The 12,699-nt window shown below is 50.9% G+C and carries 11 protein-coding genes; all 11 read left to right on the top strand.

Features of this window, described 5'->3' with window-relative positions; genetic code table 11:
* Positions 1–11 precede the first annotated feature (11 nt).
* The 11 genes from AM231_RS00290 to AM231_RS00340 all read left to right on the top strand — a co-directional run bounded on the left by AM231_RS00290 (position 12) and on the right by AM231_RS00340 (position 12,698).
* Complete coding sequence (locus tag AM231_RS00290) at positions 12–902, top strand: phosphoribosylaminoimidazolesuccinocarboxamide synthase (protein ID WP_054400799.1); 891 nt, start codon at positions 12–14, stop codon at positions 900–902.
* Positions 903–960: 58 nt separating this feature from the next.
* Positions 961–1,206, top strand: coding sequence for a phosphoribosylformylglycinamidine synthase subunit PurS (gene purS, locus AM231_RS00295; RefSeq protein ID WP_054400800.1), 246 nt, complete (start codon positions 961–963; stop codon positions 1,204–1,206).
* Between the two features lie 4 nt (positions 1,207–1,210).
* Positions 1,211–1,900, top strand: coding sequence for a phosphoribosylformylglycinamidine synthase subunit PurQ (gene purQ / locus AM231_RS00300; RefSeq protein WP_054400801.1), 690 nt, complete (start codon positions 1,211–1,213; stop codon positions 1,898–1,900).
* On the top strand, positions 1,878–4,121 hold the full coding sequence (purL, locus tag AM231_RS00305; RefSeq protein WP_054400802.1) for a phosphoribosylformylglycinamidine synthase subunit PurL: 2,244 nt from the start codon (positions 1,878–1,880) through the stop codon (positions 4,119–4,121). Before purQ ends, purL begins: the two co-directional genes overlap by 23 nt.
* Positions 4,106–5,584 carry an amidophosphoribosyltransferase gene (purF, locus tag AM231_RS00310; RefSeq protein ID WP_054400803.1) on the top strand — a complete coding sequence of 493 codons (1,479 nt, stop codon included), beginning with the start codon at positions 4,106–4,108 and terminating at the stop codon, positions 5,582–5,584. Before purL ends, purF begins: the two co-directional genes overlap by 16 nt.
* Positions 5,585–5,755: 171 nt before the next feature.
* A complete protein-coding gene (gene purM, locus AM231_RS00315) occupies positions 5,756–6,796 on the top strand; it encodes a phosphoribosylformylglycinamidine cyclo-ligase (protein WP_054400804.1) in 1,041 nt (346 codons plus the stop codon).
* Entirely contained in the window at positions 6,797–7,408 is a 612-nt protein-coding gene (purN, locus tag AM231_RS00320) for a phosphoribosylglycinamide formyltransferase (protein WP_054400805.1), read from the top strand.
* Positions 7,409–7,555: 147 nt separating this feature from the next.
* Positions 7,556–9,103 (top strand): bifunctional phosphoribosylaminoimidazolecarboxamide formyltransferase/IMP cyclohydrolase, encoded by a 1,548-nt coding sequence (gene purH, locus AM231_RS00325; protein ID WP_054400806.1) that lies wholly within the window; start codon positions 7,556–7,558, stop codon positions 9,101–9,103.
* Between the two features lie 211 nt (positions 9,104–9,314).
* Positions 9,315–10,583 (top strand): phosphoribosylamine--glycine ligase, encoded by a 1,269-nt coding sequence (gene purD, locus AM231_RS00330; RefSeq protein WP_054400807.1) that lies wholly within the window; start codon positions 9,315–9,317, stop codon positions 10,581–10,583.
* Positions 10,584–10,875: 292 nt separating this feature from the next.
* Complete coding sequence (locus AM231_RS00335; RefSeq protein WP_054400808.1) at positions 10,876–11,592, top strand: response regulator transcription factor; 717 nt, start codon at positions 10,876–10,878, stop codon at positions 11,590–11,592.
* Complete coding sequence (locus AM231_RS00340) at positions 11,589–12,698, top strand: sensor histidine kinase (protein ID WP_054400809.1); 1,110 nt, start codon at positions 11,589–11,591, stop codon at positions 12,696–12,698. The genes AM231_RS00335 and AM231_RS00340 overlap by 4 nt, the downstream gene beginning before the upstream one ends.
* Position 12,699 lies beyond the last annotated feature (1 nt).

The raw sequence follows: 12,699 nt of genomic DNA on the forward strand, positions 1-12,699 counted from the left end.
GGGAGGAACACATGACATTACCGGCATTATCGACCGCCACTCATCTGGTCAACGTACCGCTGCTGTATAAGGGCAAGGTTCGTGAATTATACGACCTGGGCGAGCATGTACTCATTGTAGTAACCGACCGAATTTCCGCTTTTGACTATGTGCTGGAGCCGCCCGTACCGGCCAAAGGAACCGTGCTGAACAAGCTCAGCGCCTTCTGGTTTGAACAAACCGCTCAGCTCATCAGCAACCATGTCGTGCATACGGATGTCAACCTATTGGGAGATGCCGTTAAGGACAAGGACCTGCTGGATGGACGAATCATGGTATGCCGCAAAGCAGAACGCATCGATATCGAATGCGTGGTGCGCGGGTATATCACCGGTGGAGGCTGGAGGCAATACCAAGCCTCTGGTGAGGTAAACGGCATTAAGCTGCCGGAGGGCCTGCGCAAGAATGAGGCTTTTCCCGAGCCGATCTTCACGCCGGCTGCCAAGAACGATGTTGGCCATGACGAGGATATTACGCTGTCACGCATGAAGGAACTTGTCGGCGAGGAGCTGGCATTGCAGCTGCAGGACAAAAGCCTGATGCTCTATAAATATGCGCGGGATTACTGCGCGAAGAAGGGTATTATTTTGGCGGATTGCAAGTTCGAGTTCGGTTTGATTGACGGAGAGATCATCTTAATCGATGAGATTTTCACGCCGGATTCCTCCCGCTTCTGGGATGAGAAGAATTATGCGCTTGATATTGAGATTGACAGCATGGATAAAGAGCCTGTGCGCACCTATCTCGCATCATCAGATTGGGACAAGAATAGTGCACCTGATCCGCTGCCGCAAGACGTGGTTGAGGAGACGACACGCCGCTACACCGATATATACAGCCGAATCACGGCTATGAGTCTGTAAAGCTATAGATCTTTTATAAAGCCATTTTATTCATTATACCGAGGAGGAACAGGATATCATGTTGAAAGCAAAGGTCTACGTTACAATTAAGCAGAGCGTATTGGACCCTCAAGGGGTAGCGGTGCAAGGGGCGCTTCATTCGATCGGATTTAAAGAAGTGGAGAGTCTGCGGATCGGTAAATATATGGAGCTTGAACTGGATACGGACAACCGTGAGGAAGCCGAGCAGCGCGTGAAAGAAATGTGCGAGAAGCTTCTGGCCAATACGGTGGTAGAGAACTACCGTTATGAATTGGAGGGCTAAACCAATGAGATTTGCAGTGCTGGTCTTTCCTGGCTCCAACTGTGATATTGACTGTTATAAGGCGGTAGAAGAGACAATCGGTCAGCCGGTGGATTATGTGTGGCATACGGCTACGGACCTCTCCGCTTACGATTGCATTTTGGTACCCGGCGGATTCTCCTATGGAGACTATCTGCGGTGTGGTGCGATTTCCCGGTTCGCCCCGGTTATGAACGAGGTGGCGAAGGCGGCAGAAGAAGGCAAGTATATTCTTGGCATTTGCAACGGATTTCAGATTTTGACAGAAGCGGGACTCCTTCCTGGAGCTCTGCGCCGCAATGATTCCATGAAATTCCGCTGCCATGATACTGTGCTCAAGGTGAACAATAATACAACGCCGTTTACGCGCGGTTATGCAGAAGGACAAGAGATCGTCATCCCGATCGCACATGGTGAAGGCAACTATTATTGTGATGAAGAGACGCTTCAAAAGCTCCGGGACAACCGGCAAATCGTATTTACGTATCAAGACAATCCGAACGGTTCGGTAGCAGATATTGCAGGTATCTGTAATGAACGCGGCAACGTGATCGGCATGATGCCGCATCCAGAGCGCGCGGTGAGCAGCCTGCTCGGTTCGGACGACGGTAAAGCAATGTTCACATCCATATTACAGGCATGGAGGGATACTCATGGCGCAGCAAACATCCGTTAAGGAACCGACAGCAGAACAAATTGCAGAGCATCAGATTTACAAGCAGATGGGAGTCTCGGACAGCGAATATGAGCTGATCTGTTCCTTCATGGGACGCAAGCCGAATTATACAGAAATCGGTGTGTTCAGCGTAATGTGGTCTGAGCACTGTGCGTACAAAAATTCCAAGCCATTGCTTCGTCGTTTCCCGACTAGCGGCCCGCGCGTCCTGATGGGACCGGGCGAAGGCGCAGGAATCGTCGATATCGGTGACAACCAGGCGGTTGTGTTCAAGATTGAGAGCCATAATCACCCGTCCGCAGTAGAGCCATATCAGGGAGCAGCTACGGGTGTAGGCGGCATTATCCGTGATATTTTCTCCATGGGAGCAAGACCGGTAGCGATTCTCAACTCGCTTCGCTTCGGTAAGCTGGAGAGCGATCGCGTGAAATACTTGTTCGAGCATGTGGTATCCGGCATTGCCGGTTACGGGAACTGCATCGGTATTCCAACCGTAGGCGGCGAGGTTGTATTTGACGAAAGTTATGAAGGCAATCCGCTGGTTAATGCGATGTGTGTCGGCATTATCGATCATGACAAGATTCAGCGCGGTGTTGCAAGAGGCGTAGGCAATCCGGTCTTCTATGTTGGACCTCCTACAGGCCGAGATGGTATCCATGGCGCGACCTTTGCTTCCGTAGAGCTGACAGAGGAATCCGAAGCGAACCGCACGGCCGTTCAGGTTGGCGATCCGTTCATGGAGAAGCTCGTAATGGAATCCTGTCTGGAACTGATTGATTCCGGCATCGTGTTGGGCATTCAGGATATGGGTGCGGCTGGACTGACTTGCTCCAGCGCGGAAATGGCAAGTAAAGCAGGAAACGGTCTTGAGCTGTACCTGGATCAAGTGCCTCAGCGTGAAGAAGGCATGACACCTTATGAAATGATGCTGTCGGAATCCCAGGAACGGATGCTGTTTGTGGTTGAGCCGAAGCATGAAGCGCAAGCCCGTGAAATCTTCGAGCGTTGGGGAGTCGTCTGCGCCAAGGTCGGCAAAGTGACGGACGATGGCCGCCTGAAGCTGATCCACCACGATGAAGTGGTTGGCGACATGCCGGTGAAAGCACTTGTTGACGAATGCCCGATCTATAACAAACCATCCCAGGAACCGGCTTATTACCAAGAGCAGGCTGCCGTGGATACGCTCCGTTATGAAGAAGTGAAGGATCTGGGCGGTGCCCTCAAGAAGGTGCTCGGTTCGCCAAGCCTTGCAAGCAAAGCATGGGTTTACAACCAGTACGACTATATGGTTCGCACCAGCACGGCCGTTCGTCCAGGATCGGATGCTGCCGTCGTAACGGTGCAAGGAACCCGTAAAGCTCTCGCGATGACAACAGATTGCAATGGACGTTATGTGTATCTTGATCCCGAGCTCGGCGGTAAAATCGCGGTCAGCGAAGCAGCGCGTAATATCGTATGCTCCGGCGCGGAGCCGCTGGCGATCACAGATAACCTGAACTTCGGAAGCCCGGAGAAGCCGGAAATTTTCTGGCAGATGGAAAAAGCAGTAGACGGTATGGCGGAAGCCTGCCGTGAGCTGGATACGCCAGTTATCGGCGGGAATGTCAGTCTTTATAACGAGAATGCCAAAGGCGCGATTTACCCGACGCCGGTGGTCGGCATGGTCGGTCTGATTCATGATACGGATCATATTACAACACAAAGCTTCAAAGCGGAAGGCGATGCCATCTACGTACTGGGTGATACCCGTGCAGAACTGGGCGGCAGCGAGTTCCAAGCGATGATGCACGGAGTTTCGGAAGGCAGACCGCCTGAACTGAGCTTGGACACCGAGAAAAAATTGCTTGGCGGCGTATTGAAAGCCATCCAATCGGGTCTGGTCCAATCCGCGCATGACGTGTCGGAAGGCGGACTCGCAGCCGCGCTTGCGGAGAGCTGCATCAGCGGCAACATCGGTGCAAGTGTGGAATGGGCAACCGATCTGCGTAACGACGTAGCACTCTTTAGCGAGAGTCAATCCCGGATCGTGCTGTCCGTATCTCCGGATCATAAGAACGCGCTGGAGAAGCTTCTGCAAGAAGCAGGCGTTCCTTTTACCGCGCTTGGTGTAGTTGGCGGAAATAAGCTCAGTATTAATATTAACGGTGCTTCTGCGCTGGAAGAATCCGTGGAGGCTTTGAAATCCGTCTGGGAGGATGCCATTCCATGTCTCATGAACTGATACCCGAAGGACTGTGGACAGGGGATTACTACAATGAGGGAACAGGTCAGAGCGATATTTTCGATACATTAAAAGAAGAGTGCGGCGTATTCGGGGTGTTTGGGCATCCCGATGCCGCTTCCCTTTCCTATTACGGGCTTCACGCCCTCCAGCATCGGGGAGAAGAAAGCGCAGGTATCTGCGTAGCCGATGGAGAGCACTTCAATTACCACCGCGGGATGGGGCTAGTTAAGGAAGTGTTTGATAAAGATAGGCTGGAATCACTGCAGGGCAGCATGTCGATCGGTCATGTCCGCTATTCGACAAGCGGGGACAGTGGACTGACGAATGCGCAACCGCTCGTCTTTAAATACCGTGAGGGCAACCTGGCTATTGCCACCAACGGCAATATCGTGAACGAGCCAAAGCTGCGGCGTGAGCTGGAGATGGAGGGTTCTATCTTTCAGACGACCAGCGATACCGAGGTCATCGCACATCTGATTGCCCGTTCGCCGAAGGATTTTGTTGAGGCGGCCAAGGATGCGCTGCAGCGTCTGGTGGGCGGCTTTGCCTTTCTGCTCATGACCAATGACAAGCTGCTTGTCGCTTCGGACCCGAATGGACTCCGTCCGCTAACGTTGGGACGACTTGGTGATGCCTACATCTTCACTTCCGAGACGTGTGCGCTTGAAGTCATCGGGGCGGAAGCGATTCGCGACGTCGCTCCCGGAGAGCTTCTCATCCTCGATCGGAACGGCTTGCGGGAAGAACGGTATACGGAACCGGGACGCAAAGCGCTGTGCGCGATGGAATATATTTATTTTTCCCGGCCGGACAGCGATCTGAACGGCTCCAACCTGCATTCGGCCCGCAAACGGATGGGCAGCAAGATGGCTCTGGAATCGTTTATCGATGCCGACGTGGTTACGGGCGTACCAGATTCCAGCATTTCGGCAGCTATCGGTTATGCCGAGCAAACGGGCATTCCTTATGAGCTTGGACTAATCAAGAATAAATACACGGGCCGGACGTTCATTCAGCCAAGTCAGGAACTGCGGGAGCAGGGTGTGAAAATGAAGCTGAGTGCGGTACGGCGCGTGGTCGAAGGCAAACGTGTGGTCATGATCGATGATTCCATCGTTCGGGGAACCACATCCCGCCGAATCGTGAACCTGCTTCGTGAAGCAGGCGCGGCGGAAGTGCATGTGCGGATTACATCGCCGCCATTCAAGAATCCCTGCTTCTACGGTATTGACACGCCGGACAGAAGGGAACTGATCGCCTCCGAGAAAAGCATCGAGGAAATTCGCCGGGAGATTAATGCGGATTCCCTGTCGTTCCTGAGCCCGGAGGGACTTATATCCGCCATAGGCGGTTATGATGAGCACAGCCCGAAAGGCGGCCTGTGCATGGCATGCTTTGATAACGATTACCCGACGCAAATTGATTTTAACGGGGAAGAGAAGATGGGCTGCAGCTGCTGATTCTGCAGTGGACAGCCATTTTTTCTAGGTACTATCTTTTAATTTAAGTGCGTGTTCCAAAAGGTCGGGAGCTTTTTGAACAACCTCTCTTTAAGCTGATTATTGATTAAGGCCATAAATTGATGTGTGTAACGGAGTACCTTCGTATAACGAAAAAGGAGTGTTGAGCTCGTGTCGGATACTTACAAACAAGCAGGCGTGGATATTGCTGCAGGCAACGAAGCGGTAGAGCGGATGAAAAAGCATGTTAAAACGACTTTCAGACCGGAAGTCATGACGGACCTCGGGGGATTTGGCGCCCTGTTTAAGCTGAATAAAGACCAATATGAAGAGCCGGTACTCGTCTCAGGCACGGATGGCGTCGGTACAAAGCTGAAGCTCGCATTTGCGATGGACCAACATGACACCATCGGAATTGACGCCGTAGCGATGTGCGTGAACGATATTGTGGTGCAAGGCGCAGAACCGCTCTTTTTTCTCGATTATTTAGCGTGCGACAAGGTGATTCCGTCCAAAATTGAATCCATTATCAAAGGCATTGCCGATGGATGCAACCAGGCAGGCTGTTCCCTGATTGGTGGGGAGACGGCGGAAATGCCGGGCATGTACAGTGAAGGCGAGTATGACATAGCTGGATTTACCGTAGGTATTGTCGACAAAAGCAAAATGATCAACGGGTCGAATATCGCGGCAGGAGACACGGTGATCGGTCTGGCTTCCAGCGGCGTGCACAGCAACGGCTTTTCGCTCGTCCGCAAGCTTCTTCTGGAAGATACCGGCTATTCACTGCAGCAAGTGCTTCCAGAGCTGGGCGGCCGTCTTGGTGATGTGTTACTCGCGCCAACCAAGATTTATGTAAAGCCGCTGCTCGGGCTGTTGAAAGAGATCGAAGTCAAAGGCATGGCGCATATTACAGGCGGCGGCTTTATCGAAAATATTCCGCGTATGCTGCCAGATGGCGTCAACATCGACATCGAATACGGTGCATGGCCGATTCTGCCGATCTTTAAACTCATGCAGGCGCAAGGCAATATCTCAAACAAGGATATGTTTACGACATTTAATATGGGTATCGGCATGGTGCTTGTCGTCAAGGAACAGGATGCAGACGCGGCGCTTCAATACCTGCGCACGGCAGGCGAAGAAGCTTATGTAATCGGCCGCGTGACCGAAGGCGAGCGCATCGTAACCTTTACGGGAGCTGAGGTATAAATGAGACCGTTTCGGATTGCGGTGTTCGCTTCCGGAAGAGGCAGCAATTTTCAGGCTTTGGTCGATGCACAGCAATCTGGCGCCCTTGGTGGCGAGATCAGCATGCTGGTGTGCGACAAGCCGCAGGCTCCGGTCGTGGAGCTGGCTGATGCGGCGAATGTGGATATATTCGCGTTTCAGCCAAAGGATTATGCCTCGAAGGAAGATTACGAACGGGAGATTGCGGCAGAGCTTCAGCAGCGTGGTGTCGAATTAATCGTGCTTGCGGGATATATGCGGCTGTTAAGTTCGTCCTTTGTCGAGTTCTATAGCGGCCGGATTATTAATATCCATCCTTCACTCCTGCCTGCCTTTCCTGGTAAGGATGCGATTGGCCAAGCGCTTGCTTATGGGGTGAAGATGACTGGCGTAACGGTTCATTTCGTTGATGGCGGCATGGATACGGGACCGGTTATTGCTCAGCGGGCGATAGAGATTCAAGAAGACGATAATGCAGAAACGGTGGCAGCACGTATTCACCAGGTGGAACAGAAGCTGTATTATGAAGTCGTATCCTGGTTTGCTCAAGGACGGGTTGCGCTGAACGGGCGGATTGTGACGATTAAGAATTAAGCTTTGTAGTAAAAGCGGACAGGGACTGCCTTTGAATCGACATGTTCGATATTTCTCGGGAAATAATTTGCAATTATGGATCTTCGACAGCATATAAGGAATCAGGACAGGCTTATGTGATTTTCATTCATAATAGGGGGTATGTATGTGGGTATCAAAAGAGCTTTGGTCAGCGTTTCGGATAAAACCGGTGTCGTGGAATTTTGCCGCGAGTTGTCTTCATTGGGTGTAGAGATCATATCGACTGGGGGAACAAAGAACCTCCTTGCGAAAGAAGGAGTTCCTGTCATTGGTATTTCTGATGTGACCGGATTCCCTGAGATTCTGGATGGGCGCGTTAAAACCCTTCATCCTGCGGTACACAGCGGTTTGCTTGCCATTCGCGACAACGAAGAGCATCAACGCCAGATGCAGGAGTTGGAACTCGATTACATCGATCTGGTTGTGGTGAATCTGTATCCATTCCAAGAAACGATCGCTAAGCCGGATGTCGCGTATGAAGATGCTATCGAGAATATTGATATCGGCGGTCCGACGATGCTGCGCTCGGCAGCGAAGAACCATGCTTTTGTGAGTGTGGTTGTTGATGCGGCAGATTATAGCAGCGTGATCGAAGAAATTAAGAGTGGCGGCGACACTATGCTGGAGACACGTAAACACCTGGCAGCCAAAGTGTTCCGTCATACAGCCGCGTATGACACGTTGATTTCTGACTATTTGTCGAATGTGACCGGCGATCCGCTCCCTGAGCGTTTCAGCGTAACTTACGAGAAGATTCAGGACCTGCGTTATGGTGAGAATCCGCATCAAAAAGCGGCATTTTACCGCAAACCGCTAGCACCTGCGGGTACTTTGACGACAGCCGAGCAGCTGCACGGCAAGGAGTTGTCCTATAACAATATCAATGACGCGAACGCAGCTCTGCAGATCGTGAAGGAGTTTGACGAGCCGACCGTGGTGGCCGTGAAGCATATGAATCCTTGCGGTGTTGGCATCGGGACAAACGTGTTGGAAGCTTATCAGAAGGCTTACAACGCAGACCCAACTTCCATCTTCGGCGGCATTGTGGCTGCAAACCGTACAATTGACGCTCCAACGGCAGATCTGCTGAAGGATATTTTCCTTGAAATTATTCTGGCACCAGACTTTACGCCCGAGGCTCTGGAGATTCTGACGAAGAAGAAAAACATCCGTCTGCTGAAGATGGGCGAGTTCGGCTCTGCCAAGGAACGCCAAAGCACACTTGCCGTTACAACCATTGAAGGCGGCATGATCGTGCAGGAAAGCGATGTGCATTCCGTGGATGTCGCAGATCTGAAGGTAGTGACGGACCGCGAGCCTACAGCAGCCGAACTGAAGCAGCTTCTCTTCGGCTGGAAGGTGGTCAAGCACGTGAAGTCCAATGCGATCGTATTGGCTGCGGATGATATGACTGTCGGCGTTGGCGCAGGTCAGATGAACCGTGTCGGCTCGGCACGGATTGCAGTAGAGCAGGCGGGAGAGAAAGCGAAGGGAGCTGTTCTCGCTTCCGATGCGTTCTTCCCGATGGGCGATACCGTGGAGCTTGCAGCAAAAGCAGGCATTACCGCTATCATTCAGCCGGGCGGCTCTATTAAGGATGAGGAGTCCATTAAGGCTGCCAACGAAAATGGAATCGCCATGGTCTTTACTGGCGTGAGACATTTTAAACATTAATTCATGAGAATAACAAAGGAATATTTACTGCAGCTTTTAAATTGCGCAGAAGAGTATTCCTTCACCAGTTACATCCATAGAGGCGACGCCGCGCTTTAGCGCGCGCCGCCTTTGCGTTTAAGGGGTTAAGAGGGCGTCTATGCTTTGCGCTGTAAATCATTCATGCGATGAATGATCACGGTGAGTTTGATATGAATCGGGAGGGAATTCCATGGATATTTTGGTGATCGGAGGCGGCGGAAGAGAGCATGCCATCGTATGGGCGCTGGCGAAGAGCCCGAAAGCGGATAAGATTTACTGCGCACCTGGCAATGCCGGCATCGGACAGCTGGCCGAGTGCGTGCCGATTGCGGTATCAGAGTTTGATAAGCTGGCAGCATTCGCGGTGGAGAAACAGGTGGGACTCATTGTCGTTGGTCCGGATGATCCGCTGGCAGAGGGGATTGTAGATGCGTTTGATGCTACAAGCATCCCGGTATTCGGTCCACGTAAAAATGCAGCCGAAATTGAGGGCAGCAAAACCTTCATGAAGGACTTGCTCCATAAATACAGCATTCCGACAGCAGCTTACGCGAAGTTCGACGATTATAATGCGGCGCTGACTTACTTGCGCGAGCAAGGTGCACCGATCGTTATTAAAGCGGATGGGCTCGCTGCTGGCAAAGGGGTTACCGTTGCCCGGACGATCGAGGAAGCCGAGCAGGCACTAAGCGACATTATGCAATCGAAGGTGTTTGGCGAAGCGGGCAGCCGAGTAGTCATCGAGGAATTCCTGGAAGGCCAAGAAATGTCGATCCTCGCCTTTGTGGATGGTGAAACCGTGAAGCCAATGTCGGCGGCACAGGACCATAAGCCGGTTTATGATGGAGATCTGGGACCGAACACAGGTGGTATGGGAACTTATTCTCCATTGCCTCATATTGAGTCATCTGTCATTGAAGAGGCCATTGAGACGATTATCAAGCCTACAGCGAAAGCGATGGTAGCGGAAGGGCGTCCGTTCCGGGGTGTACTGTTCGCCGGTTTGATGATCACACCGGATGGCAAACCGAAGACCATCGAATTCAACGCCAGATTTGGAGATCCCGAAACTCAGGTCGTATTGCCGCGTCTGAAGACCGATCTGCTTGAGGTTTTCCTTGCTGCCGTTAATGGAAACTTAGCTGATTTAGAACTGGAGTGGAGTGACGAAGCGGCAGTATGCGTCATCCTGGCTTCCGGTGGTTACCCTGCATCGTATCCAAAAGGGATAGCAATCAGTGGGCTGGACAACGAGCAGGACGGCACGATTGTATTTCATGCGGGAACTTCCCGCGATGCCGATGGAACGTGGAGAACGAATGGGGGCCGTGTCCTGGGTGTTGTCGGACTAGGGGCTGATATCGCATCCGCACGGGCGAAAGCGTATGAGCGCGCAGAAGCGATTTCGTTTGAAGGCAAGCAGAATCGGACGGATATTGCGCTGAAGGCGCTGGTGTAGCTCTCTTTTATGGTGATTTTCTTAGAGAAAAATATATAGCAGAATCAAGAAAGGAGTCTTCATCTTCGAAGACTCCTTTTTATTGTAATTATGATGATGCTTTGAATAATTTATGCTTCGTTCAGTTCCTGTTTACCTCTTGTTAATTTTGTGCGTATAGGATGATTAAGAAGGGATCGTGCCGAGTCATTTCACCACCTCACAATACATATTTTGAATCTTTGGAAGATGACTCTGTTATATAATACAGTTAACAGTTTGTAGAATTATGATAATAATGGAGAAAAATGCTATGGATAATATGTCTGTACTGCTTGTGGATGATGAACAAGGGTTATGCGATATGTTGACTAGCGTGCTGAAGAAGGAAGGCTTTCGGCATATTCGAAGCGTGGGCACGGGGCAGGAAGCGGTGCGGATATTATCGGAGTTTAATCCGGACGTGATCATACTGGATGTCATGCTCCCGGATGAGGACGGCTTCGAGGTGTGCCGGAAAATTCGCAAGCTGACCGAAACGCCGATTCTCTTTCTTACTGCCCGGGACGCTGACTTGGACAAGCTGATGGGGTTTGGCATTGGCGGGGACGATTATATTACGAAGCCATTCAATCCATTGGAGGTCGTTGCCCGCACCAAAGCTCGTCTGAAGTATAAAATACAGCGAAAACAAGAGGTTCAACCACGATTGGCTAGCCTTGATTTTGGTTATTTTCGGCTGGATCTTGCAGCCGGAGAACTGATCGTGGATGGCAAGCAAGTGGAGTGCCCGGCACGTGAATGGGAGCTGCTTGTATTCTTATGCCGACATCCAAACCGCATTTTTAGCACAAGGCAATTATACGAATCGGTCTGGCAGGAGTCCTACCTTGGAGATGAGAAGACGGTTGTCATCCATATCTTCAGACTGCGAAAAAGGCTGGAGCCCGATCCAGGCAATCCCCGTTTTCTTGTTAACGTAAGAGGACTTGGCTACAAAATGCTGGCCCCTAGGAAGGAACAGGAATGAATCCAATGACCAGGATGGCCTTTCGCTTTATCAAGCTAACCGTTGTTTTGGTGATGGCGTTTGTCTTTTGTTTTGTCGTAAGCACGGTTGTATTCATCTATTTTCAGGATATGGTGAATTCACGGAACATGATATCCACGAAGACTTTTTTGGCTTTTATCGGATTTGTGCTAACAATTCTATTTTTTATTACATTTGGATGGTGCGTAGGCAAACCGCTTACTTACTTAATCCGTTGGATCAACCGATTATCGAAGGGGAATTACAGCCAGCCGCTGGAGCATTTTCGCAAGCAAAACGGTGACTCCAGTGGCACCGAGGGCTCCAGTGACTACGATAGTTCCGATGGCTCACATAACCATTATCGGTACCCGTATGTGTTATACAAAGAATTGTTTGATCGAATGAGTCAATTATCGAATCAATTACAGCGCAGCGAGATCGATCGATTAAATGCGGAGGCGAAGAAGCAGGAATGGATAGCTGCGATCAGCCATGACCTCAAGACGCCCCTGTCCTACGTCGAAGGCTATGCTCATATGCTCGCGGCGGCCGAATATCAATGGACCGATGAAGAAAGGCAGAATTTTAGCAGGCAGATCAGTGACAAGACAGCGGAAATGAAACATCTGATTCATGATTTGAGTCGAACGGGCCGATGGTCTGTCGAACAGTTCCCCATGAATAGGAGGGAAGAGGATATCGTGAATTTTCTGCGTGATCGGATGATCGATATCGCAAACCACCCGTTAGCCGAGCAAGCGTCGTTTACCTTTATTGATCCAGAAAGCGTGTGCATGATCGATTTTGACAGCAGATTGTTAGGCAGAGTCTTTCAAAATGTATTCATGAATGCGGTTATACATAATCCGCCCGGCATTGAGATTCAGTGCAGTATCTCTATAGACGGAAACCATTGCATCATCGTGATTGAGGATAATGGAATCGGGATCAACGAAACAAAGCTAACACAGGCTATGGATCAATCCGGTAAAGGAATTGCTATAGCTACAGCTTTTGTTGAAGCCCATGCAGGCTGTATGAGCATTCTGCCCGCAGATGGTAAGGGCACCTGCGTTAAAATCGTATTACCGATCCGTCCATAAA

This window comes from Paenibacillus solani (assembly GCF_001277345.1).
Classification (GTDB): Bacteria; Bacillota; Bacilli; order Paenibacillales; family Paenibacillaceae; genus Paenibacillus_AQ; species Paenibacillus_AQ solani.

Excerpts from the sequence above, each read along its gene's own strand:
- purS (WP_054400800.1), top strand. The coding sequence starts at position 961 with ATGTTGAAAGCAAAGGTCTACGTTACAATTAAGCAGAGCGTATTGGAC.
- purD (WP_054400807.1), top strand. The coding sequence starts at position 9,315 with ATGGATATTTTGGTGATCGGAGGCGGCGGAAGAGAGCATGCCATCGTA.
- AM231_RS00340 (WP_054400809.1), top strand. The coding sequence starts at position 11,589 with ATGAATCCAATGACCAGGATGGCCTTTCGCTTTATCAAGCTAACCGTT.
- purF (WP_054400803.1), top strand. The coding sequence starts at position 4,106 with ATGTCTCATGAACTGATACCCGAAGGACTGTGGACAGGGGATTACTAC.
- purL (WP_054400802.1), top strand. The coding sequence starts at position 1,878 with ATGGCGCAGCAAACATCCGTTAAGGAACCGACAGCAGAACAAATTGCA.
- AM231_RS00335 (WP_054400808.1), top strand. The coding sequence starts at position 10,876 with ATGGATAATATGTCTGTACTGCTTGTGGATGATGAACAAGGGTTATGC.
- purN (WP_054400805.1), top strand. The coding sequence starts at position 6,797 with ATGAGACCGTTTCGGATTGCGGTGTTCGCTTCCGGAAGAGGCAGCAAT.
- purQ (WP_054400801.1), top strand. The coding sequence starts at position 1,211 with ATGAGATTTGCAGTGCTGGTCTTTCCTGGCTCCAACTGTGATATTGAC.
- AM231_RS00290 (WP_054400799.1), top strand. The coding sequence starts at position 12 with ATGACATTACCGGCATTATCGACCGCCACTCATCTGGTCAACGTACCG.